This is a genomic window from Desulfurispora sp., from assembly GCF_052744395.1.
This window is the reverse complement of record NZ_JBRAJI010000004.1, coordinates 61313-88135: the sequence shown is the minus strand read 5'-3', so window position 1 is coordinate 88135 and position 26823 is coordinate 61313. Positions and strand designations below refer to the sequence as shown.

At 60.1% G+C, this 26823-nt stretch carries 23 protein-coding genes; 19 read left to right on the top strand and 4 right to left on the bottom strand.

Features of this window, described 5'->3' with window-relative positions:
* From ACUVTU_RS02115 to ACUVTU_RS02105, 3 genes are all read right to left on the bottom strand, one after another.
* Positions 1 to 2422, bottom strand: a 2422-nt coding sequence (locus ACUVTU_RS02115) for an S-layer homology domain-containing protein (RefSeq protein WP_445888308.1), incomplete at its 3' end; no start/stop codon positions are given.
* 354 nt (positions 2423 to 2776) lie between these two features.
* Positions 2777 to 3343, bottom strand: a complete 567-nt coding sequence (locus tag ACUVTU_RS02110; protein WP_445888307.1) for a TetR/AcrR family transcriptional regulator — start codon at positions 3341 to 3343, stop codon at positions 2777 to 2779.
* A 139-nt stretch (positions 3344 to 3482) separates the two neighbouring features.
* On the bottom strand, positions 3483 to 3689 hold the full coding sequence (locus tag ACUVTU_RS02105) for a hypothetical protein (RefSeq protein WP_445888306.1): 207 nt from the start codon (positions 3687 to 3689) through the stop codon (positions 3483 to 3485).
* 268 nt (positions 3690 to 3957) lie between these two features.
* Here ACUVTU_RS02105 and ACUVTU_RS02100 point away from each other — a divergent pair, with 268 nt between their 5' ends.
* The 4 genes from ACUVTU_RS02100 (at position 3958) to ACUVTU_RS02085 (ending at position 8178) form a co-directional block, all read left to right on the top strand.
* The gene (locus tag ACUVTU_RS02100) at positions 3958 to 4737 is read left to right on the top strand and encodes a WecB/TagA/CpsF family glycosyltransferase (protein ID WP_445888305.1); all 780 of its coding nucleotides are present in this window, start codon (positions 3958 to 3960) and stop codon (positions 4735 to 4737) included.
* A 231-nt stretch (positions 4738 to 4968) separates the two neighbouring features.
* Entirely contained in the window at positions 4969 to 6069 is a 1101-nt protein-coding gene (gene csaB / locus ACUVTU_RS02095) for a polysaccharide pyruvyl transferase CsaB (RefSeq protein ID WP_445888304.1), read from the top strand.
* Between the two features lie 66 nt (positions 6070 to 6135).
* Complete coding sequence (locus ACUVTU_RS02090; RefSeq protein WP_445888303.1) at positions 6136 to 6714, top strand: hypothetical protein; 579 nt, start codon at positions 6136 to 6138, stop codon at positions 6712 to 6714.
* A gap of 153 nt (positions 6715 to 6867) precedes the next feature.
* Positions 6868 to 8178, top strand: a complete 1311-nt coding sequence (locus ACUVTU_RS02085) for an LCP family glycopolymer transferase (protein WP_445888302.1) — start codon at positions 6868 to 6870, stop codon at positions 8176 to 8178.
* A 106-nt stretch (positions 8179 to 8284) separates the two neighbouring features.
* Here ACUVTU_RS02085 and ACUVTU_RS02080 read toward each other — a convergent pair whose 3' ends face one another.
* Positions 8285 to 9775, bottom strand: a complete 1491-nt coding sequence (locus tag ACUVTU_RS02080; RefSeq protein WP_445888301.1) for an O-antigen ligase family protein — start codon at positions 9773 to 9775, stop codon at positions 8285 to 8287.
* A 280-nt stretch (positions 9776 to 10055) separates the two neighbouring features.
* Here ACUVTU_RS02080 and ACUVTU_RS02075 point away from each other — a divergent pair, with 280 nt between their 5' ends.
* The 15 genes from ACUVTU_RS02075 to secA all read left to right on the top strand — a co-directional run bounded on the left by ACUVTU_RS02075 (position 10056) and on the right by secA (position 26816).
* On the top strand, positions 10056 to 11180 hold the full coding sequence (locus tag ACUVTU_RS02075) for a glycosyltransferase (protein WP_445888300.1): 1125 nt from the start codon (positions 10056 to 10058) through the stop codon (positions 11178 to 11180).
* A 151-nt stretch (positions 11181 to 11331) separates the two neighbouring features.
* The gene (locus tag ACUVTU_RS02070; RefSeq protein WP_445888299.1) at positions 11332 to 12501 is read left to right on the top strand and encodes a glycosyltransferase; all 1170 of its coding nucleotides are present in this window, start codon (positions 11332 to 11334) and stop codon (positions 12499 to 12501) included.
* Between the two features lie 252 nt (positions 12502 to 12753).
* Entirely contained in the window at positions 12754 to 14055 is a 1302-nt protein-coding gene (locus ACUVTU_RS02065; protein ID WP_445888314.1) for a nucleotide sugar dehydrogenase, read from the top strand.
* 77 nt (positions 14056 to 14132) lie between these two features.
* Entirely contained in the window at positions 14133 to 14621 is a 489-nt protein-coding gene (locus ACUVTU_RS02060; protein WP_445888298.1) for a DUF4330 domain-containing protein, read from the top strand.
* Positions 14622 to 14721: 100 nt separating this feature from the next.
* On the top strand, positions 14722 to 15198 hold the full coding sequence (gene fabZ / locus ACUVTU_RS02055) for a 3-hydroxyacyl-ACP dehydratase FabZ (RefSeq protein WP_445888297.1): 477 nt from the start codon (positions 14722 to 14724) through the stop codon (positions 15196 to 15198).
* 267 nt (positions 15199 to 15465) lie between these two features.
* Entirely contained in the window at positions 15466 to 16542 is a 1077-nt protein-coding gene (locus tag ACUVTU_RS02050) for an MraY family glycosyltransferase (protein WP_445888296.1), read from the top strand.
* Between the two features lie 213 nt (positions 16543 to 16755).
* Positions 16756 to 17622: a UTP--glucose-1-phosphate uridylyltransferase GalU gene (galU, locus tag ACUVTU_RS02045; RefSeq protein ID WP_445888295.1), complete on the top strand. Its 867-nt coding sequence runs from the start codon at positions 16756 to 16758 to the stop codon at positions 17620 to 17622.
* A gap of 178 nt (positions 17623 to 17800) precedes the next feature.
* Positions 17801 to 18736 (top strand): NAD-dependent epimerase/dehydratase family protein, encoded by a 936-nt coding sequence (locus tag ACUVTU_RS02040; RefSeq protein ID WP_445888294.1) that lies wholly within the window; start codon positions 17801 to 17803, stop codon positions 18734 to 18736.
* 171 nt (positions 18737 to 18907) lie between these two features.
* Positions 18908 to 19162 (top strand): YlmC/YmxH family sporulation protein, encoded by a 255-nt coding sequence (locus tag ACUVTU_RS02035; RefSeq protein ID WP_445888293.1) that lies wholly within the window; start codon positions 18908 to 18910, stop codon positions 19160 to 19162.
* Positions 19163 to 19391: 229 nt separating this feature from the next.
* Positions 19392 to 20582: a methionine adenosyltransferase gene (gene metK, locus ACUVTU_RS02030; protein ID WP_445888292.1), complete on the top strand. Its 1191-nt coding sequence runs from the start codon at positions 19392 to 19394 to the stop codon at positions 20580 to 20582.
* Between the two features lie 8 nt (positions 20583 to 20590).
* The gene (locus ACUVTU_RS02025; protein ID WP_445888291.1) at positions 20591 to 22285 is read left to right on the top strand and encodes a diguanylate cyclase domain-containing protein; all 1695 of its coding nucleotides are present in this window, start codon (positions 20591 to 20593) and stop codon (positions 22283 to 22285) included.
* Complete coding sequence (locus ACUVTU_RS02020; protein ID WP_445888290.1) at positions 22282 to 23007, top strand: double zinc ribbon domain-containing protein; 726 nt, start codon at positions 22282 to 22284, stop codon at positions 23005 to 23007. Before ACUVTU_RS02025 ends, ACUVTU_RS02020 begins: the two co-directional genes overlap by 4 nt.
* A gap of 288 nt (positions 23008 to 23295) precedes the next feature.
* Entirely contained in the window at positions 23296 to 23493 is a 198-nt protein-coding gene (locus ACUVTU_RS02015) for a cold shock domain-containing protein (RefSeq protein ID WP_018086333.1), read from the top strand.
* A gap of 79 nt (positions 23494 to 23572) precedes the next feature.
* Positions 23573 to 24097 (top strand): ribosome hibernation-promoting factor, HPF/YfiA family, encoded by a 525-nt coding sequence (gene hpf / locus ACUVTU_RS02010; RefSeq protein ID WP_445888289.1) that lies wholly within the window; start codon positions 23573 to 23575, stop codon positions 24095 to 24097.
* A gap of 76 nt (positions 24098 to 24173) precedes the next feature.
* Complete coding sequence (gene secA / locus ACUVTU_RS02005; RefSeq protein ID WP_445888313.1) at positions 24174 to 26816, top strand: preprotein translocase subunit SecA; 2643 nt, start codon at positions 24174 to 24176, stop codon at positions 26814 to 26816.
* The last annotated feature ends 7 nt before the right edge of the window (positions 26817 to 26823 follow it).

Here is a 26823-nt window from a genome sequence, read left to right as displayed (position 1 = left end):
ACACTACCACAATTTCCTTGCCCTCCGGTGTCAGCAGCTTGACAGCGTCATCACCGTTTACAGTTGTAAAGCCTTTGACGATAGCGTATTGGCCATCGGAAGTAAGGTTGCCACCGCTGGTCTCAGTTATGAACAGGTATTTCAGATCTACTGCCTTTTGTTTAACAACATAGGCTAATTTTGTTAGTTTACTGTTTTCTTTAACATCATCCCAGGATTTGACGGAAATATCATTTAGCTTGCCATCGCTTACATCAGTATCTGTTGTGTCAAAAATGATAGTGTTGGTGCTGACGTTATAAATAGCGCCATTTACACTAACTGTATTGTCATCTTCGTCAAATTCATCACGGGCATTACCATCATCTGTGTATTGAGTAGGGCTAAGGACTTTAATAGATTTAAGTGAACCATCACCCTTAAGCGTGTATTCAAAGGTAAGTAACTTATTGCTGCTGGTCAATTGGAAATTAATTTCCCAAAAACTCCTCCAACCGCCACTAGGAGTATTGTTGTCATTATACTTAGTTCCATTGCTCATGGTAACCTCAACGTCATCAGCATCGAACTGCCATGTGACTTCCTTGCCGCTTTCATTTACAGCTACTAGTTTGATTTGCTCTGCATCGTCGATCCACTTGGCGTTCTTTTGTAACACAGCAACTTTATCCTTAGGTGGACCAGACTCCTTGTCAACTACAATATGCCTTATTTGCAGGACGCCAATGTAGGCAGTTACTTTGTAGCCAATAAGATCGCGCAGATAGTCGTTGTTGTTAGCATTGCTTAGAGCAAAGCTGGGCAATTCTTCAATTGTCTCGTTGTTGTCATATGAAATGGTAGTCACTCCTGGCAGGAACCATTTGTTCTCGGTTACGTCACCGTATACAGGAACTTTGGTGGTACCAATGGTCAGCCAGCAGTCCTGGGGCCAGTTGTTGTCGTGGATTTCCACATCCTGGACAACGCCTTCAATCTTCATGCTAAAAGCGTCAATAATTCTTATATCATCTTCGTCAACGCCGAGTGCGCTCTGGTCTATCGGGTTGGGATAGGTCCTGACTACGTCACCGGGTTTAATATCGGCCAGCGAAGCCAGCTTGCCATCACGAATCACAATGAATTTGTCATTATCGCTTAGATCCCAGGTTTTTGTTCCCTCATCCTTGTAGTAATACTTGATTCTTTCTTTTTCTGTATCAACACTCTGGACAACTACGGCATTACCGCGCCGGCCGTCCAAATACAGGATCTTATCGTTGTCGTCAAGTACCATCTTTACAGATGTACCTCTAAACTCAGAGAACGGCACTTTGTAGCCCAGTAACTGAGCCAGTCCCATGCGAGCTGTTGTTGCCTTGGCATCAGCATTCCACTTTTCACCAAGCAGGAAGGCCCTGGTAATAACGCTTCCATTCTCGTCCCGGGCAAATTCATATTCCTTGTCGCCTCGCCAGGTCTTCAATTTCACGATTTTGTTGTTGCTGTCCAGCACTTCTTCATCGATTACATCGGTAACTATCTTGCTCTTTTCTGTATGGTTCTTGACAAAAACAACCTCGTCATCATCGTTTACCCACAGTTCTACTTCCAGCCCCCAGAGGGTGTTGGGGTCGATGGGAAGTAAAAGCTTGTAAGTGCCGGCATCACTTAAATATGGGTTTTTGTCGCTGGTGTTTTCAAAGGCAATTTTAATCTCATTTTTGTTCAGGTTGTGATTTTCGTCCAGCAATGGTGTGGCAACCACCCGGGCCTTGTAGGTCTTATCGCCAATCCGGTCAATCTTCAGATACTTGTGCAGAATAGTATCCTTGAATTTGTCCGATTCAGTGAAAATGGTCTCACTGCCCCATTTTTCCTGAGTCATGGTGTCGGCGTCCAGGGCGTTGTAGGCCATCAGGAAGACATCGCCCCGCTTGGCCGGCGCGTAGGCATCACCGCGTACACCTTTGGTTACGCCAATTTGTGCCGCCTTGGCTATGTACGGGGTGGGCCACTTGCTTTCATCCATAAAGGGTCCATAGCCCAGCAGGCGTACCACCATGGTGACGGCTTCGGCATAGGTGACATTGTTTTCCGGCTTGAAGGTGCCGTCGCCGTAACCCTTGATCCAGCCCTTGCCCACTGCCAGGGCAATGTAGCCGCTGGCCCAGTGGCTGGCCGGCACGTCACTGAAGGTGGTGGGAGCTTGTCCCACCTGCTGGCCGATGCCGATCTCCCGGGCCAGAATAGTGGCAAATTCAGCGCGGGTGATGGTCTTATCCGGCTGGATGGTGCCGTCGTCATAGCCCTTGACAATGCCCAGTGCTGTAAGAGCATTAACGGCATCCTCATAGGGGGTGCCGTTAACGTCTTTGTAGGCTGCCCATGCGCAGGTGGTCAGGGAAAACAGGAAGACCAGCGCGCACAGCAGAACCAGCAATTTAGAGTTTCTGCTCATTGGTTTGCCATACCCCTTCCATCTAGATTTTAGGAAAATACCCTAGAGAATAAGTGCTAATCTAACGCACCGATAAACACCACCTCCCAGCTTGCATGTATTTCTAAAATTTTATAAAATTTCAGAAACCACTATTGCTATTAATTATCCGGTTAATTATAAAATAGTAAACATATTTTCCTTGAATGGAAAATATGAGCGACCAGGTGTCAAATTTGAATGTTAAATGGTTAAAACAATAAAAGAGTAGACCCGCATCATCGGAACGGGCTACTCCTTGAGTAGTCATATATTTACCTTAATTGGTTAATTTTACTCCGCGAGTTGATGCTGCCTTCAGGCCAGAATGCCCCGAAAGACTATTTCTTCCAGGTTACGCTTGGCCAGCTGGGAAGGCAGCTTTTTGTACAGGCTGATATAGTGCAGTGCCGTGGTGTAAACCATACCAAAGATGGAGCTGGACGCTATTCCCGGATCAAGCTGCTTAATAGCTCCTTCATTCATGCCCTCTATCAACATGTCGTTGATTACATCCAGGTAGTTGTTCAGCATGTTCAGCAGTTGCTCGCGGCGGTTGCCATAGAGCTCGCGCAGGTAGATATAGGCCAGCGGATAGTATTCGGCGATATAGTCCACCTGGGTGGAAATCAGGATGCGGATTTTTTCTTCAAAAGATTTGGTCCCTGTCAGGGCGCTCTGGAGCTGCACAGTCAGGATATTAATGCCTTCAGTAATAACACCATAGTAAAGTTCTTCTTTGTTCTTGAAGTGGTAATAAATTGTGCCCTTGGCTATACCCAGGGTGGAAGCAATTTCGTCCATAGTGGTGTTGTGGTAGCCCCGGGTGGAAAAGAGTAAAGCAATTTTTTTAAATTTTTCCTTGTCGCTTAAATATGGATTCATGGCACAGGCCCCCACTGACCAGTCAGTATTATTGGATTTATTATATAGCCAAACCGGCGGTATAGCAATGTCAGTAGGGGCCTTTTCTAGCAAATATAGTCAAAATTTTGTGTCAATATTGTTATCCGCATATAGCTGCTTATTTGACGGCCAGGTTGAAAATGACATCGTAGTGTGGCACGGCAAATTGCCATTCGTACAGGGCCTTTTCAAAGGTTACTTTGTCTACTGCTTTACCATCGACGTAATAAATGGTAGTATTGTTGTCAGTACCGGCAAAGGCCGCACCTGTCAGGACAGTGGTCAGCAGCAGAACCAGTAGCATAGTGACAGCAATTTTTTTCATATTTATACCCTCCCCTTCTGCGGAATGACCCGCTGTGTTCGACTGACCGGTCAGTTCATACACTTATATTAAAGCACAGGCCTGCAGTGGTTACAAATCTGTAGATTGGTGATTTTGTGTTAAATATTGTGCTGACAGAAAAGCAACAGAATATATTAGATGCTTAAGGAAAATACTGGCCAATATCACAATATTTCTATATATTATAAATATTAGAATATACAGCGCCAGGGATATTGTGCTGGAGCTACAGAAAGGATGAGCGGGTATGGAAACGGGGCCGGACGAGCGCCTGGAATTGCTGGGTGCGCCGGTAGATGCTCTGAGCTGCGCCTGGATTGTGGACAGGGTGGGGCAGTTTATCGAAAGTCAGCTCAGACGCTGTTTCATCCTCACCCTCAACCCGGAATATCTTTACCGGGCCCAGCGCGAGCCAGAGCTTCTTGAACTGGCCGGTCAGGCTGACATTGTCACGCCGGACGGTACGGGCATAGTGTGGGCCTGTGCGGTGGCTGGCACGCCGGTGCCCGAGCGGGTGACCGGCATAGACCTGATGCTGGGCCTGCTGGCCGAAGCCGCCCGGCGGGGCTGGCGGGTGTACCTTTTGGGGGCGGCCCCGGGGGTGGCCGATGAGGCGGCGGCCAACCTGCAGCGGCGTTTTCCCGGGCTGCCGGTCTGCGGCACCTGGCACGGCTATTTTGCGCCGCAAGAGGCGGAACAGGTGCTGGCCGATATAGTGGAAAAGCGGCCCCAGTTGCTCTTTGTAGCCCTGGGGGCGCCCCGGCAGGAAAGGTGGCTGGCGGAAAACCTGCCCCGGATTCCCGCGCCGGTGGTGGGTATGGGGGTGGGGGGCAGTCTGGATGTGCTGGCCGGGCGGGTCAGGCGGGCGCCCCTGTGGATGCAGAAGGCGCACATCGAGTGGCTGTGGCGGCTTTTGCAGGAGCCGCGCCGCTGGCGGCGCATGCTGGTGCTGCCCAAATTCGCCTGGCTGGTGATGAAAAAGTACAAATTGGGCCGCAGGCTTGGGGTGCGCAGGAAACGCCAATAAGTGTTTATTTTAAGGTCTGAGCTTCCCGGTGCTGGCAATGTTGGCTTTCTGTTTACCGGCCCAGGCATCTCCAGACATGATCCTGCCCCTACCCTTTTAGTTGGGTAGGGGCTGTTTAGTGCAGGCCATGCTGGCGCATCCTTTCGGTGTATGTTATATTATTAGGGATAAAGAGATTATGTATCGAAGGGCGCCGCTGGCGGTGCCGTGCTGGAACGGGGTATTGCGTGTATGCCGCGGGTGGTCATTTCCGGCTATTATGGTTTTCACAACAACGGCGATGAAGCGATGCTGTACGCCATCTTGCAGGCCCTGGGGCAGCGGGTACCCGGGCTGGAGGCCGTGGTGCTGTCCAAAGACCCGGAGCACACCCGGGCTTTTTTTGGCGTGCAGGCGGTGCCCCGGCACGACCTGGCCAGCCTCTGGCGCGAGCTCGGTCGTTCGGATATGCTGATCAGCGGCGGCGGTGGCCTGCTGCAGGATGTCACCGGCCCCAACAGTGTGATTTATTATCTGGGCGTGGTGCAAATGGCCCGCCTGCTGGGCCGGCCGGTGGTGTTCTACGGCCACGGCATCGGACCGGTGCGCACCGCTCTGGGCCGCGGCCTGATGCGCCTGGTGGTCAACCAGGTGGATCTGGTGACCGTGCGGGATGAGGCCTCCCGGCAGGAACTGGCCGCCCTGGGGGTGCGCCGGCCGCCCGTGCATGTGACGGCCGACCCGGTGCTGGGTCTGGACGGGCTGGACGAGCTCAAGGCCCAGAGCGGGCTGCTGCGGCAAAAGTATGGCCTGCTGGGCGGGGCGCCGCTGGTGGGCATTTCGGTGCGCCACTGGCAGAAAGAGAGCCGCTACAAGGCGGTGCTGGCCGTTCTGGCCGATCGGCTGGTGGAGCAGGGTCTGCGGGTGGTTTTTCTGCCCATGCACCACCCCGGTGATGTGACCGCAGCCCGGGAGGTGCGGGCGCAGATGCAGCAGCCGGCAGCGCTGATTGAGCAGCGGCTGGACTTTAAGGAAATGATGGCGCTGATCAGCGGCCTGCATCTGGCCATAGGCATGCGCCTGCATTTCTTGATTTTCGGCGCTTTGCTGGGAGTGCCCGTGCTGGGCCTGTCTTACGATCCCAAGGTAGATCGGTTTTTGCAGTTAGTTGATATGCCCCTGGGGGGGCGGATAGAGCATTTGCAGCTGCCGGCGCTGTGGGAGGCGACGCAGGAGCTTTTGTCCCGGCGGGAGGAGCGCCGGAGGCGCATGGCAGAGCGGGTGCGGCAGCTGCGCAGCCGGGCCCTGGCAGGTGCCGACCTGGTGGCCGGGCTTTTGAGATGTGAGAGGTGAGAAGTGAGAGGTGAGAGGTGAGAGGTAAGAGGTGAGAAGTGAGAGGTGGGAAGCAGAAATATCTTTATGCGGATAGATGAGGGAGCCGGCAGGCAGCCGGTTGGGGAAAACAGAAACCGCCGGGGGCGGAGAGTGTGGCCGGCAGCGCTGCTGTTGCTCCTGCTTTTGCTGGCCGGGGCGGGGTATGTGCTGGCCGACACGGCGCAGCCCGGCGGGGCGGAAGATCCGCTGGTGACCAGGAGTTATGTGCTGCAGCAGGTGGACATGCTCAAAGAGCAGATTGTGCTGCTGCGCCGGGATCTGGATCAGAATAAGCAGTCAATTGAACAGTTGCAGCAAAAGGTGGAACAGCCGGGCGCTGGTGGCAGCGGGCCCGCTGCCTGGCAGATTGTGGAGCTGGAGAAGGGACAGCGCCTGCTGGGCGGAGCGGGCTGTGAGCTGGTGCTGCGGGGTGGTACGGCCACGGTGCTGGATCCCACCGGCAATGGCCTGTCCGACCTGACGGCGGGTACCGACCCGAAAAACGGGTCCCCCGTGCCGCGCAACCACCTGCTGCTGGTGCCGCGGGATGACGGCCGGGGACTGAAGGCCACCGCTAGTAAAGTGTGGATTATGTATAGAGGCAGTGTTACTATAAAAGAGTAATGCATCTAGAAAGGCGCGATGTTCTGACGGTGCCGTCCGGTACAGATGGTAAACTGCTGGAGCGGATGGGCGCCGGGATTTATGCCAGCCTGCAGGTGAGGGTGTTGCCGCCGGGCAACTGGCCAGCGGGCCGGCTGATGGGAGGAAATGGCTATGCCGGCACGACGGAACCGCCGGAAAAGCAAATGGCGTCGGGCGCTGCTGTTTTTCCTGGTCTTTCTGCTGGGCGGGGTGGGGTATCTTTACGCCAGCGGGCTGCTCTCCCTGCTCATGCCCAGCGCCGAGTGGGCGGAGCGCCTGGCTCCGCCGGGCAGGGACGAATTCAAGGGCAACATGCATGTGCTTATGCTGGGTATGGACGCCCGCAAAGGAGAAACCACGGCCCGGGCCGATACCATCCTGCTGGCCAGTATAGACAGTACGAAAAAGCAGATTTCAGTGCTTTCCATCCCCCGGGATACCCGGGTGGACATTCCTGGCCACGGCCCGGACAAGATCAATGTGACCACCGCCCTGGGCGGGCCAGAGCTGCTTATGCGGGTGGTGTCCGACCTGCTGGGCCTGCCGGTGGATTATTACATTGCCACCAATTACGAGGGCTTTAAGGAAATTGTGGATGCCGTGGGCGGGGTGGATTACAATGTGGAAAAGCGCCTGTATCATTATGACCCGCAGGACGGGGGTATCTACACCATTGATCTAAAACCCGGTCCGCAGCATCTGGACGGCAACAAGGCGCTGCAGTATGTGCGTTACCGCAGCTACGCCCTGGGCGACATCGACCGTACCCTGCACCAGCAGAAGTTTCTGCTGGCCCTGGCCGACCAGGTGATGCGCCCGGCCACTTTGCTCAAGCTGCCCGAGCTGGTGCCCACCTTTAGCCGGGCCGTGGAGACCAATATGAGCCTGCAGCGCATGACCGCCCTGGCCCGGGCGGCCAAAAACATGCAGGATTACCAGATTGTAACCCAGACCCTGCCGGGCAAATTTTTAACGTTAAACGGCGGCAGCTACTGGGCGGTGGATCCGGCCGTGGCGCAGCTGGCTGTGCAGAAACTGCTCAGTGGCGAAAAAATGGAAGTAGTGCAGGGTGAAGTGGTGATGGCTCAGGGCCATGGCCGCGGTGCGGCCAATGCGACCGGCCATACGGCGCCGGCCAGGCGCCGCAGCGGGGCCAAGGGTCAGCTGGCTCCTCCGGCGGAGGCGGCTGAGCCCGGGAGCGGGACCGGTGAGCCGGCCGGCGGTGATGAAAGTACGGCCGGAAATGGCGGCAGTGCTACCGGCCAGCAGTCCGGCAATGGAGCCGATAACAGCGGGAATAACGGCCAGAGTGGCGGCAGCGCACCCCGGGACGGCGGTTCGGCACCGGGTAGCCCCTCCGGACACCCGGACAGCGCGGCGGGGGGGACAGTTCCCGGTGTGGAGGTACAGATCATTCCGCAGGGCGGGCTGATACCCAATTAACCCCTGCCGTTATGCTTGCCGGGAAATGATTAAACATGATCAAAGTGGATTAATTTTGGGCTTGAATATGCCCTTCATCCCGGGGCAGCAGGATGAAGGGCTTTTATTATTCCCGTTCTACATGCGGCAGGGCTGCGCTCAGCCCGGCCAGCAGCCAGAACTGGGTGGCCATCACCGGCGCTTCGAAGATGTTTTCCACCAGGTTTTGGGCCACCACGCCGCACAGCCCGGCCAACAGGCCGGCGGCCAGCAGCTTCAGGCGCGGGTCGGCCAGGCGGCGCCAGCTGTCCAGCAGGGCGCGCAGCAGCGAGAGCAGCAGCCAGAGCAGGGCCAAAAGGCCCACCAGGCCGGTTTCCACAGCGGTTTTCAGGTAAAAGTTGTCCACATAATAGGCGCCGGGGATGCGCCGGGCGGCTACCGCCCCGCCAAAGCGGCCGTAGCCCAGGCCCAGCCAGGGCTCGCGCTGCCACAGCTCCAGGGCGTTTTGCCAGCGGGCCAGGCGGCCGGCCCGGTTGCTGCTGGCAATGTAGGCGCTGGACAGCATATAGCTGATGCGGGCGCCCACTGCGGGCACCAGTTTGGGGACGGCCAGGGCGCCCGCGGCCAGGGCGGCCAGCAGCCAGGGCCGGTAAAGCAGGGAAAAAACCAGCAGGGCCAGCAGCAGGGCCAGCCAGGCGCCGCGGGAAAAGGTCAGCGCTTCGGCGGTCAAAAGCACCATCAGCAGCAGCGCCAGGCCGGCGCGGCCTGCCCGGCCGCGGGTGGTAAACAGCAGGGCCAGGGCCACGGGGATGAAAATCATCAGGTAGCAGCCCAGCACATTGGGGCTGGTAAAAATAGAGAAGATGCGCAGTCTAACGCCGGCCTCGGCCTGGTCCACCCAGCTGGCCGGCATTTCCACGCCCAGCAGGTACTGGGCGATGCCGTAGGCGGCCACCAGCCCGGCCAGCCCCAGCAGGCCGCCCAGCAAAGCGGTGAACTGCCGCCGGTTTTGCAGCAGCTGGTAGCCGGCAAAAAACCACAGCGGGTACTCCAGGTAAACGCGCAGTCCCTCCCGGGCCAGGTTGGCGTCGGGCGAGCGCAGGAAATACAGAAAAAGGAGCAGGGCGAAGTATACCAGCATGGGGATGTCCAGCCGGCTGGGCCGCCACTTGAGCCGGCCCCGCAGGGCCATTTGCAGCGGCCACATGGCGATTATGGTTAGCAGCAGCAGCTCGTCCCAGGCTGCGGCCAGGGCAGGCATAAACTGGCGCAGGGCGAAGTCCACGCCCGGGTACAGGGCGGCCGGCCAGAGCAGGCTTTCCACCCGCAGGGCGGTAGTTTGCTGCCAGAGCAAACTGCCCGCAAGCCAGGGCGGCGCTTTGAGGCCGACCAGGCGGCTGTGGGTCCAGGCGCGGCGCAGCCCGCCGCCCAGCGCTGCAAGACAGCGGGCGGGCTGCCGGCTGAGCAGATAGAGCAGCGCGATCAGGCGGGAATAGCTGAGCACCGCCAGATCGGTGTATGCTGCCGGTACGGTCAAAAAGGTTAGCAGGCGGCTGTGGGGAGCGGCGGCGCGCAGCCCCCGTCCCAGTTGTCCCAACAGGCTGTGCTGGAAAATCATACAGGCCCTCCCTGGGGGTACTGGCTAGCGCTACTATTTAGGGATGCTGATTGATTCTAAGAGCATGGCGCCAGGCGCGCCGGTGCAGACTGGTAATAAATGCGGGTGAGCGCAGGATGCACACCGGCAATGGGTAAATAGCAAAACAATACTGCGGTATTATTGCCTTTAAAATTATAACGCAAAAAGCCCCGCCCGTCCACGCGGCGGCCAAAAACTCCTTGTCGAAGGTTGGCTAAATTGATAAAATGTTTAAAGCAAGTCCAGGGGGGCTGTGGATGTGAAGCAGCTGAAAGTCCTCCACGTGATCGGGGGAGGCGAATTTGGCGGAGCAGAAAGGCATATTCTAAATCTGGTCACATCCATGGACGATCAGCGGGTGCAGGCGCTGGTCTGCTGCCTGTTTGCCGAGCCCTTTGTGCGCATTGCCCGGGAAAACGGCCTGCGGGTGGTCTATCTGCCCATGCGGCACAAGCTGAACCTGGGCGTGCTGGGTGGGCTGCGTTCGCTCATCGAGCGGGAAGCGGTGGACATAGTGCACACCCACGGGGTGCGGGCCAACCTGGTGGGGCGCCTGGCCGCCCGCCTGGCAGGGGTGCCGGCGGTGATCACCACGGTGCACAGCAAGCTGGATCTGGACTATCCCGATTGGTCCAGCCGTCTGGCCAACAAGTTTATCGAGCGGGCTTCCCGCGGCCTGACCCGGCATTTTATTGCCGTTTCCGGGGGCATCAAGCAGTATTTGTTGCAGGAAGGGATCAAGGAGCACAAAATAACTGTTATATACAATGGATTGAAAATCAGCGAATTTGCCGGCCGGTTGCAGCCGGGCCTTTTTCGCCGCCAGTGGCAGCTGGACGGCGAAAAGCATCTGGTGGCGGCCCTGGGCCGGCTGCATCATGTGAAGGGCCAGACCTATTTTCTGCAGGCGGCGGCCCGGGTGCTGGCCGAGCGCGCTGATGTGCACTTCCTGGTGGTGGGCAGCGGCCCGGACCGGGAGAAGCTGGAGCGGCAGGCCGGGGAACTGGGCCTGGCCGGCCAGGTTACCTTTACCGGCTTTGTCAGTGATGTGCCGGCCGTGCTGGCCGATTTGAGCCTGCTGGTCATCCCTTCGCTTTCCGAAGGGTTGCCCCTGGCGGCGGTAGAAGCCATGGCCGCCGGGGTGCCCGTGCTGGCCACCGCGGTGGGCGGCCTGCCCGAAGTGATCCAGCACGGCAGCAGCGGGCTGCTGGTGCCGCCCGCCGATGTGCCTGCCCTGGCCAAAAGCATGGCCTGGATGCTGGATCATCCGGCGGAAGTGGCCGAGATGGTGGCCCAGGCCCGGCAGACAGTGCAGGAAAAATTCAGCGCTGCGGCCATGGCCCGCCGCACCGAGGAGCTTTACCGGCGGGTGCTGGGGAATTAAGCGGCGGCCTGCCGCCCGGCGCCAGGGGGGCGCTTCCGCCAGGTGCGCGGCCCCACAGGTGACAGTCTGGAAAGGGGCGGGCTGTGGCTGCGATCCAGGATGCGTAAACACGATTTAAATATAGTGCACGGAGTAGAAACAGGGAGCGATCATGGACAAAATATCCGGTAGAGCAGTTGTCTGTATTTCATCCATAGACTGGGATCCGCTGTGGACGCGCAAGCAGCAGGTGATGTCCCGCCTGCCGGCCTCCTGTACCATTCTTTATGTGGAGCCGCCCATCACGCTGCTTTCCCCGCTCAAGGACCGCGCCCTGCGCCGGCGCTGGCTGAGCTGGCGGGGGCAGTTGCGCCGCCTGCCCGACAGGGAGAATATCTACCTGCTCACTCCACCGCCTGTGCTGCCGTTTGGCAATAAGTTCCGCCCGGTAAACAGGATCAACCAGCGGTGGCTTTTGCTTTTTATCCGCCGGGCCATGAGGCGCCTGGGCCTAAAGCAGCCCCTTTTGTGGGTGTACCTGCCCGGCAGCGTGGACCTGGTGGACGCGCTGCCCCACGAATTGCTGATTTACGACTGTGTAGACGAGCACTCGGCCTACAGCGGGCTGATCAATCGCCGGGTGGTGCTGGAGATGGAGCGGGAGCTGATGGGCCGGTGCGACCTGGTCTTTGTCACCGCTCCGGGGCTTTATGAGGCCAAAAAGGACTGGGCGCGGCGCATATATTACCTGCCCAATGCGGCCGACGTGGCCCATTTCTCCCGGGCGGCCGCGCCCGATACCCCGCTAACGCCCGAGATTAAGGCGCTGCCCTGCCCCGTGCTGGGTTTTGTGGGGGCCATCCAGGACTGGATCGACCTAGATCTGCTGGCTCGCACCGCCCGGGCCTACCCGCAGGCTTCCCTGGTGCTGATTGGCCCGGTGGGGGCGGGGGTAGATGTGGGGCCGCTGGCCGCCCTGCCCAATGTGCACCTGCTGGGGCGCCGGGACAAGGAAGTGCTGCCCTCTTATATGAAGGGTTTTGATGTTTGCTTGAACCCGTTTAAAATAAATGAACTGACCGACCGGGTCAGCCCGCTGAAGTTTTACGAATATCTGGCGACAGGCAAGCCGGTGGTCAGTGTGGATATGCCCGGCGTGCGCGATTTTGCCGGAGTAATTGAAATCGCGGCTACGCCCGAAGAGTTTGTGGCCGCTGTGGGGCGGGCGCTGGAGCAGGACACGCCGCAGCGCCGGCAGCAGCGGCGGGAACTGGCCCGGCAGCATTCCTGGGACAGCCGGGTGCAGTTCATGGTGGAGAAAATAGAGGAGCTGTTGCGCTGAGCCCGGGGCATGACCCCGGCCGCCAGAGCGGCGTGCTGCTGCGGAGCGGCTTAAATCCCGGCACGGCTGGACATCATCATTACTGAAGAATCCCGACACGGTTAAACCGGGGGTTTTTAAAGGAATCACCGCGGCTTTAGCCGTGGGAGGGTTGTCAGAGGAAGGTTGGAAAATATGCCAGCAGAACATGAGCAATTCAGCAGTTGTCATATCCCGTCTGGACCGGCTCCGGGCGGGGAAACCTTGCCCGCCGTGGGGCCGGAAAACCTGCGCGTGGGCGTCTTTGGCCTGGGCTATGTGGGGCTGCCCCTGGCCCTCAGTTTTGCCCTGCGCGGCTGCCGGGTGGTGGGTGTGGACACCAATGTCGAACTGGTGGCTGAATTAAATGCCGGTATCACCTACCACCGGGAGCAATATCAGGGTGAAGGTATTCAAAGCATCCTGCGCCGGCAGCTGGCGGCCGGGCGTTTTACCGCCACCACCAGTGCGGCGCAGGCCATGGAGAGTTGTGACAATATTATTGTTACCGTGGGCCTGCCCGTGCACGACGGGGAACCCTTTGCCGGCTACCTGGAGGAGTGCTGCCGGGACATCGCCCGCGGCCTGAAAAAAGGTGACCTGGTGGTGGTGCGCGGCACGCTGGTGCCGGGCATGACCCGCCGCCTGGTGCTGCCCCTTTTGGAGCAAAGCGGCCTGAAAGCGGGGCGGGATTTCGCCCTGGCCTATTCCTCGGAACGCATTGCCGAGGGGCGGGCTTTTGAGGAGTTTGTAACCATGCCCGGCCTGGTCAGCGGTCTTACGGAAAACTGCCGGGAGCGGGCCCGCCGCCTGCTGGCCGTGGTCACCGAGGCGCCGCTGCATCCGGCCAGCTCCTTTGAGGTGGTGGAAACCGCCAAAGTGGTGGAGAACATTTCCCGCGATGTGAACATCGCTCTGGTCAATGAGCTGGCCCGTTTCACCAAAGAGCTGGGTGTGGATGTATTTGAAGTGATTGCCCTGGCCAACACCCACCGCCGGGTGAGCCTTTTGCAGCCCGGCCCCGGTGTGGGAGGGTACTGCCTGCCCAACGCCCTGTACTATCTGGACGCGGCGGCCCGCCGGCTGGGCGTGCCGCTGGAGCTGATGCACACCGCCCGCCGGGTGAATGAAGAAATGCCCCGCCACGTGGTGAACCTGGTGCTACGCCGCCTGCCCGTGCCGCCGGCCCGGGCCAAAATTGCCGTGCTGGGGCTGGCCATGAAAGACTACTCGGGCGACGACCGGCTCAGCCCGGCGCTGACCATCTGCCAGCTTTTGCTGGATGCCGGGGTGCAGGTGGCTGCTTTTGACCCGGCGGTGCAGTTGCGGTATAATTTCCAGGTGGACAGTATGCGCGCGGCCTTGAGCGGGGCGCACGGAGCGGTAGCCCTGGCCCGCCAGCACGGGATAGACTTCACCGACTGGGATCTGTTCCTGTCCTGCCTGGACCGCACGGGTGTGCCCTTTATCATTGACACCAGGCAAATCTACCGGGGAGTGAATGTACCCTCCGGTATTCTTGTGGAAAGCATCTAGCCTGCCTGGGCCGGCGCGGGAGCGTGCTGGTGGCCGGCTACCGGGAGTTGTGATATCGCCTGGAGGAGGGATAAAGCTTGAAACTGCTGGATGAGAAAGGCCGCCTGCTGGGCCTGATCAATATTATCGACCTGCTGGTGCTGGCGGCCATCCTGCTGGTGCTGGGTGGCGCGGCCTACAAATACACCCATAAAGCGGCCCAGGGCGAGCGCCGCCACCTGGAGTATGTGGTGCTGGTGCCCGCGGTGCGGCCCGAGATTGTGCCGCACGTCAAAGTGGGCGATAAAATGGTCAAGGATAATTACTACACTACGGCCACAGTGAAGAATGTGGTGGTCAAACCAGGCTATTCGGTCAACACCGCGGCCAGCGGCCAGCGGGTGGAGGCCATCGACCCCTACCTGAAAGATCTGCTGGTGACCATTGAGGACGACATCATCCTGTCCTCGGCCACCATTACGGCCGGCGGGCAGGAGATCCGGGCCGGCAAGGAGTATTACCTGAAGTCCCGGGATTATGAATTGAAGGGCACCATTTTAAAAGTAAATCTATCCGGGGGCAGATAAGCCATCTGGTAAATTTGACCGGGCGGTGCCGGGCCGGACGAAAGGCGGCCGGTCCGCCGCCGGTCAACCTATCCCGCATGAAGGAGCCAGGGAATAAACCATGGAACCGGTGAACAATAACGCTACTCCGGCCGCTACAGGCACAGTTCTGGACGCCGGCCGGATTATGCAGCTTTTACCCCACCGCTATCCTTTTTTGCTGGTGGACAAAATTGTCCACCTGGAACCCGGCCGCGCGGCGGTGGGCATCAAAAACGTGACCATCAATGAACCCTTTTTCGCCGGACATTTCCCCGGCCGGCCGGTAATGCCGGGGGTGCTGATTCTGGAGGCGCTGGCCCAGGTGGGGGCGGTATGTGCGCTGGCCGCGCCCGGGATGCAGGGCAAGCTGCTGCTTTTTGCCGGCATTGACAGGGTCCGTTTTCGCCGGCCGGTGGTGCCGGGCGATGTACTCAGGTTGAGCGTGGAGGTGGTCAGCCTGCGCGCGGCGGCGGGCAAGTGCCGGGCCCGGGCTGAAGTGGGCGGCGAGCTGGCTGCCCAGGCCGAGCTGATGTTTGTGGCGGCAACGGGAAAATAATTCCCCGGTGTCGTTTTTTCTTGCCGGAAGGGGCCATAAAGTATTATTATATGTTGTAACAGGTGGTAATGTACCCTCCTGTGTCGGTAACCGGTCGAGCGCCCGGGGCTGGTGGGATCTGCTGTCATGGCCGGGTAAAATGGCCGGTGCGCTGGTGGTGCCTGCCGGCAGGCCGTTTGCGGCGGTCTGGAAGGCACAGCCGCAAAACAAATGGACTGCAGATGCAGTGCCATTCGTACCAGGTTAATTACATGGTGGTGGTTATATTTGGACAGGTTGTACGCGGCCCTGCCGCTGGCAGCGGTGCTGGCCCTGTTGCTCACCCCCTGGGTGATTAAAAAAGCCTACGCCTGGGGGGCGCTGGATCGCCCCAACCAGCGCAAGGTGCACTGCCGGGTGATGCCCCGCCTGGGCGGCCTGGCGGTTTATTTGAGTTTTGTGCCGGCGGTGCTGCTGGGCCTGCCTCTGAACAGTCAGATTATCGGTCTGTTGCTGGGCCTAACCCTGATTATGGCCCTGGGGATGGTGGACGACATCAAGGACATATCCCCCCGCAGCAAATTGCTGGGCCAGATTGCCGCTGCTTTGCTGGTGGTGCCCTTCGGCATCAAGGTGGTTTTTCTAACCAATCCGCTAACCGGTCAGTTAATCTGGCTGGGCTGGGCCAGCGTGCCGGTGACCGTGTTCTGGCTGGTGGCCGTGACCAATGCGGTTAATCTGATTGACGGGCTGGATGGCCTGGCCGGCGGCGTGTCGGCCATAGCCGCCCTGACCATGGCGGCGGTGGCCTGGACCCAGGCCCACTTTTTCGGGCTGAGCGGTCAGTACGAAGTGATTGCCCTGGCCCTGCTGCTGGCGGCCAGCTTGCTGGGATTTCTGCGCTACAATTTTCACCCGGCCAGCATCTTTCTGGGCGATTCCGGGTCTATGCTGCTGGGCTTCGCCCTGGCGGTGCTTTCGGTGATGGGGCTGACCAAGAGCGCCACGGCCATATCGGTTTTTCTGCCGCCGCTGATTCTGGGCATTCCGCTGCTGGATACCTTTTTTGCTATTGTCCGCCGGTTCAAGCAAAACCGGCCCATCTTCCAGGCCGACAAAGAGCACCTGCATCACCAGTTGCTGGCCCGGGGACTTTCCCACCGCCAGACCGTGCTGGTAATCTACGGCATCAGCCTGCTTTTGGGGGCGTCGGCCCTGCTGCTCAACCTGCTGGCGCCCGACCACGCGGTGCTTTTGCTGGCCGGCTTGACCGTACTGATCCTGTCGGGTGCCGACCGCCTGGGTGTGCTGGGCCGCCGGATGACCGAAAAAACGGCCGCCGGGCGGGTGCCGGCCAAACGATAGGCCTTGTATCTGGACCAAGCTACCGCCGCTATTGCGGCGGTTTTTATTTTGGCCGACCGGGCGGTAGTAATTAGTTGGTGTGGCCACAGACCTTGAGGCGGAGCCCGGGCACCGCCGGGGCAAATATTCGACATAAAGTGAAATTATTTTTGGGTAACGCCGGCCTGTTAACTATTGTATAATGGAACTGGATACCAGAAAGGGGGCCGGTGTATGAAGATTCGCAAAGCCATTATCCCGGCGGCCGGCCTGGGGGTGCGCTTTTTGCCCGCCACCAAGGCCCAGCCCAAGGAAATGCTGCCCATTGTGGACAAACCCACCATCCAGTATATAATTGAAGAAGCTGTCAACTCGGGCATAGAGGATATCCTGATCATCACCGGACGGCACAAGCGGGCCATTGAGGACCATTTTGACAAATCACCTGATCTGGAAGCCCATTTGAGCAGCAAAAGCAAATGGGACCTGCTGGAAATCGTCCAGCAGGTCAGTGAAATGGCCGAAGTGTGCTATGTGCGGCAAAAGGAGCCCCTGGGCCTGGGCCATGCCGTATACTGCGCGCGCAAATATGTGGGGGATGAGCCTTTTGCCGTGCTGCTGGGCGATGATGTGATTGCCAGCCCGGTGCCCTGCCTGAGGCAGATGCTGGATCTGTACGAGGATACCGGGGCCAGTGTGATTGCTGTGCAGGAAGTGCCGCCGGAAGACGTGAGCAAATATGGTATCCTGGATGCCGTGCCCGAGCGCTCCCGGGTCTACCGGGTGCGCGATCTGGTGGAAAAGCCCCCGGCCGATCAGGCGCCTTCCCGCCTGGCTATTATGGGCCGCTATGTGCTGACGCCGCGCATTTTTGACATCCTGGCCCAGACCCGGCCCGGGGCGGGCGGGGAAATCCAGCTCACCGACGCCCTGCGCGTTCTGGTGCGGGAGCAGCCCATGTATGGTCTGGTCTACCACGGCAAACGCTATGATGTGGGCGACAAACTGGGCTACCTGCAGGCCACGGTGGAGTTTGCCCTGCAGCGGGAAGGGCTGGGCGAGCGTTTCCGGCAGTATTTGCAGGAGCTGCTGGGGCAGTGAGGAGCGGTATGGCGCGGCTTTAAATCTCTCTATCTGCCGAAAGACGCAGACAGCGCCCTCCTTTTACGGGCCAGATCAGCTCATTGGGCAGCCGGACACAAATGCAGATCTGTAAAATAATGACAAAACCGGTGAAATAAAAAATTACTGGAAATTGCCTGTGCGGGAGTTGTTGTAGATGCGTGTACTGGTCACTGGCGGGGCCGGCTTTATCGGCTCGCACACGGTGGAAGCCCTGCTGGCGGCGGGATATCAGCCTGCCGTGCTGGATAACCTCAGCCGGGGGCGGCGGGAAAACCTGCCCGCCGGCATAGAATTTTACCAGGGCGATGTGCGGGATGCGCAAACGCTCGGCCGGGTGGTGGAGCAATTTCAGCCCCGGGCGGTCATTCACCTGGCTGCCCAGGTGGATGTGCAGACCTCGCTGGGCCGGCCGGACGAGGATATGGCTGTTAACATCGGTGGCACTATCAACCTGCTGGAGGCCTGCCGGCAGTACGGGGTGGACAAGGTGGTCTATGCCTCCTCGGCGGCAGTGTACGGCGACCCGCAGTACCTGCCCGTGGACGAGCGGCACCCGCTGCGGCCGCTGTCGCCCTACGGCATCAGCAAACACACCGCCGAGCACTACCTGGAGGCCTACCGCGCTGTATACGGTGTCAATTATGTGGTTCTGCGCTATGCTAATGTTTACGGCCCGCGCCAGGACGCTACCGGCGAGGGCGGGGTGGTGGCCATTTTTGTTGATCGGGTGCGCCGCGGTCAGGCGCCGGTCATCTTCGGTGACGGGGAGCAGACCCGGGATTTCATCTATGTGCGCGATGTAGCCGCGGCCAACCTGGCCGCCCTGCGCCGGGGGGATGGACTGGTAGCCAACATCAGCACCGGCCGGGCCACTTCGGTAAGCCAGCTCTACCAGCTTTTCCGCGGGCTGGTGCCTGCCGCCCCGCCGGCCCGCTACGCCCCGCCCCGCCCGGGCGATATCCAGCACAGTGTGCTGGACTGCCGTCTGGCGAATAAGGAGCTGGCCTGGCAGGCGGCATACTCCCTGCCGGCGGGTCTGCAGGATATGTTCATGAACATGAAGCAGTTAAATGCAGGGAAAATGACATAGGGCAGCGCGGATTATTATTACTACCATTATTACTACGGTGCTGGCGGTACCGGCCGCAAAAAGAAAAAGCGGCATAAAAAAGGCAAAGCCGGCGCAGTGGATGAGTAACCGGCCGGCCCTGCTTTGCATACCCTGGAATGGCAGGACAGCTCACACAGGGAGGCAGGCCGGATGTTTAAAATTTCTGATTTAACCAGGCGGGATATGATCAATATTGTAGATGGCCGCCGGCTAGGGCCGGTGAAAGATGTGCTGGTGGATCTGGCTACGGGCAAGATAACCGCCCTGGTACTGGAAGCGCAGCGCAAGAAGCTTGGTTTTTGGAGTGTGGGTGGCGATGTGGTGGTGCCCTGGGACAAAGTGAAGAAGATCGGGCCGCACGCCGTGTTGCTGGAACTGGATCAGGCGCACTATCACTTGTTGTGAACATTTCCCGGGAGCCAGCCACTGGCCGGCACATCGGAACATGCCGGCGCAAGGCCGGCTGTTTATTTTTTCTGCCGCCGGGTGGAGCGGCGGCAGTGTATCGGGTTTCCGGCAGGGGATAAAATAATCGAAAAAAATGCCCTAGGTACAGGCAATTGACACGCTCTGGCTTGTTTGCTAGAATATGCATGTGCTGTGCGGCAATTTGGTTATTGAAAGGGGAAAAAAGATGGCAAAACGGCTGTTTACCTCGGAATCTGTCACCGAAGGCCACCCGGACAAGGTAGCCGACCAGATTTCCGATGCTATACTGGACGCGATCCTGGCGCAGGATCCCCTGGCCCGGGTGGCCTGCGAAACTCTGGTGACCACCGGGCTGATCTGCGTGGCCGGGGAGATCAGTACCCGCTGCTATGTGGACATTCCCAAAATTGCCCGGGAGACCGTGCGCGAAATCGGCTACACCCGGGCCAAGTACGGCTTTGACTGCGACACCTGCGCCGTGATCACATCCATAGACGAGCAGTCGCCCGATATAGCCATGGGCGTGGACAAAGCGCTGGAAGCCCGGGAAGGGCAGATGAGCGATTCGGAAATTGAAGCCATCGGCGCCGGCGATCAGGGCATGATGTTCGGTTACGCCACCAGTGAAACGCCCGAAATGATGCCCCTGCCCATTGCCCTGGCCCACCGCCTGGCCCGGCAGTTGGCCCTGATGCGCAAGACCCACGAGGTACCCTACCTGCGGCCGGACGGCAAGGTGCAGGTAACCGTGCAGTTTGAAGATGACCGGCCGGTGCGGCTGGACACCGTGGTGGTCTCTACCCAGCACCATCCCAAAGTAGGGCTGGAGACCATCCGCGAGGACATGATTGAGAAAGTAATCAAGCCCATTGTGCCGGCCGAACTGCTGGACAAAAACACTCGCTACCTGATCAACCCCACCGGCCGCTTTGTCATTGGCGGTCCCCAGGGGGATACTGGACTCACCGGCCGCAAAATCATTGTGGATACGTACGGCGGCATGGCCCGGCACGGGGGCGGCGCTTTTTCCGGCAAGGACCCCACCAAGGTGGACCGTTCGGCCAGCTATGCCGCCCGTTATGTGGCCAAAAACATTGTGGCCGCCGGTCTGGCCCGGCGCTGTGAAGTGCAGCTGGCTTACGCTATCGGGGTGGCCCGGCCGGTATCCATCATGGTGGAGACCTTCGGCACCGGGCTGGTTGGGGAGGATGTGCTGGTGCGCCTGGTGCAGGAGTATTTCGACCTGCGTCCGGCCGGGATCATCCAGGCCCTGGATCTGCGGCGGCCCATCTACCGCCAGGTGGCCGCTTACGGCCACTTTGGGCGCAACGATCTGGACCTGCCCTGGGAGAGAACCGACAAGGCCGAATATCTGCGCCGCGAAGCCGGCATCTAGATACAGCTATGCAGCAGAAGAAAAACAGTTTCCGCTATATTTGGGGCTGGCTGGTGGTGCTCACCGCCGGCCTTTTGCTTTACCGCAGCTTTGCCGCCCTGAACCTGGACCACACCCGCTACTACCTGCTGTTTGTGGCAGGTGGGGTGCTGGCCGAGATGCTGGCGGTACCCTTTCCCCTGGGGCGGGTGAGCGGCAGTACGGCCCTTTTTCTGGCGGTGGCGCTGATCTACGGCCTGCCGGCGGCCTGGTGGGTGGGATTTATGGCCACACTGCTGGGCCAGGGCATTTTCAACCGGGGCGACTCCCTGCGCACCGTGCTGTTCAATGCCGCCCAGCAGGTGCTCAGCCTGGCGGCCGGCGGCCTAGCCCTGGGTTTAACTGCGGGACTGGCGGTGGACGGCGTGCTGGCTGCCTCCCGGCCCCTGTGGCGGGTGGTGGCTGGCCTGAGTGCATTCATACTGGCCCAGCAGGCGGCCAATCATCTGCTGGTGTACCTGTACGGCGCGCCGGCCGGCCGCAGCCGGCGCTACTGCACCTGGCGGGACGCCCTGCGCTGGGATGTGCTGGTGTGCCTTTTTGCCTTTCCCTTCGGCCTGGTGCTGGCCCTGGTCTACCGGCAAACTTCGCCGCTGGCCGGCCTGGCCCTGTTCATTCCCGTGCTGGTGATGCAGCGCCTGATGGGACTGTATCTGGGGGCGGAAATGACCAGCCGGGAAATGGCGGTTTTCTACCGCGTGGTGCGGCGTCTGGCAGCCGCTCCTGCCAGCACCGAGACAGCCGGCCTGCTGCTGCAGGAAATTGGCCAGCTGGTGCCCTACCAGACCGGCGTGGTTTATTTGCTGGACGAGCCGGGTGAGCATTACACAGCGGTGGCCGTGCAGGGAGCCTGGCAGAAGCAGTTTACCGGTACTGCCCTCCGGGATTCCGGCGATTTTCTGGAGCAGGCGCTGCGTGACGGCCGGGCTGAAATCATTTTTGACACCCGCAGCGACCCCCGTTTGGTGCGGCGCAGCGGTCTTACATCGGCCTGTCGCTCCCTGTTGCTGGCCCCTTTAAGTGTGGACGGCCGGCCGGTGGGCCTGGTGGTGCTGGGGCACCGCCAGCCCCTCTTTTTCGATCAGCGGGAACTGCAGCTGGTGTCCCTGCTGGCCGGACAGGCCAGCCAGGCCCTCACCCTGAGCTTTTTAAGATATAATCTGGAAAAAAGCCGGCGCACCGACCGGCTGACCGGGCTTTTAAACGGCCCGGCCTTTCAGGAGCAGGCGGTACGCTGGCTGGAGGAAGCCCGGGAAAAACAGCAGGAAGTGCTGCTTTTGCGTCTCGACATAGACGGTCTGGCTACACTGAACAACCGCTTTGGCTATCCGGCCGGGGACCGGGCGCTGGCCGGCACGGCGGCGGTGCTGGAAATGCTCCGGCCGCCCGGCACGCTGGCCGGCCGGGCCGGCGGGGGTGAATTCTGGCTGCTCTGGCCCGATCCGCCGGCCGGGGAGGTGCGGCCCTGGATACACTCTTTGCAGGCGGCAGTGCGGGAACAGGTGCTGGTGGAGGAAGGCATTCCCGGCCAGGTACGCCTTTCGGCCGGGGGGGCGCTGTTTCCGGCTACCGCCGGCGATCTGGTTTCTTTAATCAAGGTGGCGGGGCGCGCCTTGGAGGAGGCCCAAAAGCACCCCCGCGAGCGGGTGGTGATCCGGGAATGAAGATGCTCTGGCAGGGACTTTTAGAACTGCTCTATCCGCCGCCCCGCCGTTGCCCGCTCTGTGGGGAGCCCGGCCGGGCCGATGAACTGTGCCCGCAGTGTGCCGGCCGCCTGGCCGTCTGGCGGCAGTGGCCCCGCTGTGCTCGCTGCGGGCGCTTTTTTTTATCTGCTGCTGTCAGCCCGGCCGGGCTTTGTCTGGATTGCCGGCAGCTGGATGCCCGGCTGATTCCCTGCCGGGCAGTGGCGCCCTACGAGGGGGTGGTGCAGCAGGCGGTGCACCAGTTGAAATATGCCGGCCAGACCTGGCTGGTGGAAATACTGGGCGAGCTGATGGCCCGGTGCTGGCAGGAAGACCCGCTCGGCCCGGTGGATGCTCTGGTGCCGGTACCCCTGTCCCGGAAGCGCCTGGGGGAGCGGGGGTACAACCAGGCCCTGCTGCTGGCCCGGGCGGCGGCTGGCCACCTGGGGCTGCCGGTCTGGCCGGCGCTGCACAAAGTGCGGGAAACGCCCAGCCAGACCGCCCTGGGGCGGGCCGAGCGGCAGCGCAACCTGCAGGGGGCTTTTAGCCCGGCCGCGGGTTTGGGGCTGGCGGGCCGCAGTTTGCTCCTGGTGGATGATGTGCTGACCACGGGCAGCACCCTGGTGGAAGCGGCCGCCGTGTTGCAGGGCGCCGGTGCGGTCCGGGTGTATGGCCTGGTATTCGCCAGCGGGGTGGTGGGATAATATTTATCAACAGCCATATGTCCAGATGTAAACATTTATACACAGACTTATCCACATTATCCACAGGGACAAATCCCCAGTATCCACAGCTGTGCCCCGGCGTTTGCAGTGCTGAAACGGCCGGCAAATCCCCGTCTTGCGTTGACAGACCCTGCCTCTTATGGTACAATGCACTTATCCGGCAGAGGCCGGAGCAAGTAAATTTTAAGGGAGGTAAGGGTTTCTGGTTTAAACCGGCGGCAGCTTGCAGCACGGGTTTAAAGGCAAACAGAAACCGCAGAAAGGTTAATGCAAGGTAAAGTAAAATGGTTCAGCGCAGAAAAGGGTTACGGCTTCATTGAGCGGGAAGACGGCGGCGATGTCTTCGTCCACTTCTCGGCCATCCAGGAGGAAGGCTTCAAGACTCTCACCGAAGGTCAGGCCGTGGAATTTGACATTGTGGAGGGAGCGCGCGGTCCGCAGGCTGCCAATGTGGTGAAACTGTAATCAACAAACCCCCAGTAAGCGGGGGTTTTTTAATATCGGGCATAATATATCCCAAGGACCCGAAAGGAGCTGATGTTCCGTGCAAGTACAGGTAAGAGGACGCAACATGGAAGTAACTCCTGCCCTGAAAGACTATGTGGAAAAACGCCTGGGCAAGCTGGAGCGCTTTCTGGAAAACCTGAATGAAGCCCAGGTGACCATGACTGTGGAAAAAGATTCCCACCGGGTGGAGGTCACTCTGCCGCTAAACGGCATGATCCTCCGGGGGGAAGAAACCACGGGCGATATGTACTCCTCCATCGATCTGGTGGTGGACAAACTGGAGAAGCAGATCGACCGTTACAAGGGCCGCCTGACCAGGCGGGGCGGCCGCGGTGCGGGCGAGACGGCCGCCGCTGCACTGGCCGCCGGTGAGGAAAACGGCCCCCGGGTGGTGCGCACCAAGCGCTTTGCCTTCAAGCCCATGACCGTGGACGAAGCCGTGCTGCAGATGAACCTGCTGGGCCACAGCTTCTTTGTTTTCTCCAATGCCGAGACCGAGCAGGTCAATGTGGTCTACAAGCGCAGGGACGGCAACTTTGGCCTGATTGAGCCGAATTTCTAAAACAAGCACACTACCGGGCGGGGCCCGTCCGCCTTTGTTGCGGCGGCGCCCCGCTTGCCATGAAAAGGTGATTGGCTTGCTGGGATTTATTCGCCACCTGCTGGACGACAACGCCCGGGAGATCAAGCGCCTGGGCAAGGTTGTCCAGCAGATCAACGAGCTGGAAAACCAAATATCCCGCCTCTCCGACGCCGACCTGGCCGCCCAGACCGCCGCCTTCAAAGACCAGCTGGAGCGGGGCGCTTCCCTGGATGACCTTTTGCCCCGCGCCTTTGCCGTGGTGCGCGAAGCCGGGCGGCGGGTGCTGGGCATGCGCCATTTCGACGTGCAGCTGATGGGCGGCATTGTGCTGCACCAGGGCCGCATTGCCGAGATGAAGACCGGGGAAGGTAAAACCCTGGTGGCCACGCTGCCCGTCTACCTGAACGCTCTCACCGGGCGGGGCGTGCATGTGGTCACTGTGAACGACTACCTGGCCCGCCGGGACAGCGAATGGATGGGGCGCATCTACCGCTTCCTGGGCCTTTCCGTGGGCCTGATCGTGCACGGGCTGGACTGGCATGAGCGGCGCCAGGCCTACGCCTCCGACATCACCTACGGCACCAACAACGAGTTTGGTTTCGACTATCTGCGGGACAACATGGCCATGCACCCCGACCAGCTGGTGCAGCGGGAACTGCATTACGCCATCGTGGACGAAGTGGACAGCATCCTGATCGACGAGGCCCGCACGCCCCTGATTATATCCGGCCCTTCGGACAAGGCCACCGACCTGTACTACACCTTTGCCGCCCTGGTGCCCAAACTGGTGCGCGATGTGGACTACCAGGTGGACGAAAAGGCCCACACGGTGGCCATCACCGAAGCGGGGGTGGCCAGGGTGGAGAAATACCTGGGGGTGGATAACCTTTACGACGACAGCAACATCGAGCTGGCCCACCACCTCAACCAGGCTCTGAAAGCTCACGCCCTGATGAAGCGGGACCGGGATTATGTGGTCAAGGACGGCCAGGTGATCATTGTGGATGAATTCACCGGTCGCCTGATGTTCGGCCGCCGCTACAGCGAAGGTCTGCACCAGGCCATCGAGGCCAAGGAGGGCGTGCGCATTGAGCGCGAGTCCCAGACCCTGGCCACCATCACCTTCCAGAACTACTTCCGCATGTATGACAAGCTGGCCGGCATGACGGGCACCGCGGCCACCGAGGAGCAGGAATTTCGCAAGATTTACAACCTGGATGTGGTGGTCATCCCCACCCACAAACCTATGATCCGCCAGGATCTGCCCGATGTGGTCTACAAGACCGAAGCGGCCAAATTCCGGGCGGTGGTGGAGGAGATCGCCAGGCGCCACGCCGCCGGCCAGCCCGTGCTGGTGGGCACCATTTCCATAGAAAAATCGGAAATACTCAGCCAGATGCTGAAACGGTGGGGCATTCCCCATCAGGTGCTCAATGCCAAGTACCACGAAAAAGAGGCCGAGATTATCGCCCAGGCCGGCCGGCTGGGGGCGGTGACCATTGCCACCAACATGGCCGGACGGGGTACCGACATTCTGCTGGGAGGCAATCCCGAGTTTTTGGCCAGCGCCGAGTGGAAAAAGCAACTGGCCGACCGGCCCGACCTGAGCGCCGAGGAACAAAAGCAGCTGTATCACCGGCTGCTGGAGCAGTTCCGCCAGCAGACCGAGGCCGAGCGCCAAAAGGTGGTGGCCCTGGGCGGTCTGCACATAATCGGTACCGAGCGGCATGAGAGCCGGCGCATTGACAACCAGCTGCGCGGCCGGGCCGGCCGCCAGGGCGACCCGGGTTCCAGCCAGTTCTTCAGTTCGCTGGAAGACGACCTGATGCGCCTGTTCGGCTCGGATAACATTGCCGGCCTGATGGAAAAACTGGGCATTGAAGAGGATATGCCCATTGAGCACGGCCTGATCACCCGCTCCATCGAATCGGCCCAGAAAAAGGTGGAAAACCGCAACTTTGAGATCCGCAAACACGTGCTGCAGTACGACGATGTGATGAACCAGCAGCGCGAGATCATCTACCGCCAGCGCCGCCAGGTGCTCACCGGCCAGGATGTGCAGCAGGTGGTGCAGGATATGCTGGAGGACGTCTGCCAGCGCCTGGTGGATACCTGCTGCCCGGCCGGTGTGCCGGCCGACGAGTGGGACCTGGACGCCCTGCTCACCCGCTTGGCCGACCTCTGCAGCAGCCGCCTGGGTCTGACTGCCGAAGCCCTGGCCGACTACAGCCGGGAGGCCCTGCGGGAGGAACTGCACGGGCGCCTGCTGGCCGCCTATCGCAAGCGGGAGGAGGAGCTGGGTGACGAGCAGATGCGCGAGCTGGAGCGCGTGGTGCTGCTCAAGGTGGTGGACGAAAAATGGATGGACCACCTGGACGCCATGGATCAGCTGCGCGAGGGCATCGGCCTGCGGGCCTACGGGCAGAAAGACCCGCTGGTGGAGTACAAGATTGAAGCCTACGAGATGTTCAACAATATGATTGCCGCCCTGCAGGAGGACACCATTCGCTACCTTTTCCGGGTGCAGGTGGTGGCGGCCGCGCTGCCCCGTCCCCGCCAGACGGTGGAAAACCGTTACGCCGAGGAGGGCGAGCGCCGTCCCGTGCGCCGGGAGCAGAAGGTGGGGCGCAACGACCCCTGCCCCTGCGGCAGCGGCAAGAAATACAAGAAGTGCTGCGGGCGGGAAGCCGCCAGTTAAGAAGTTT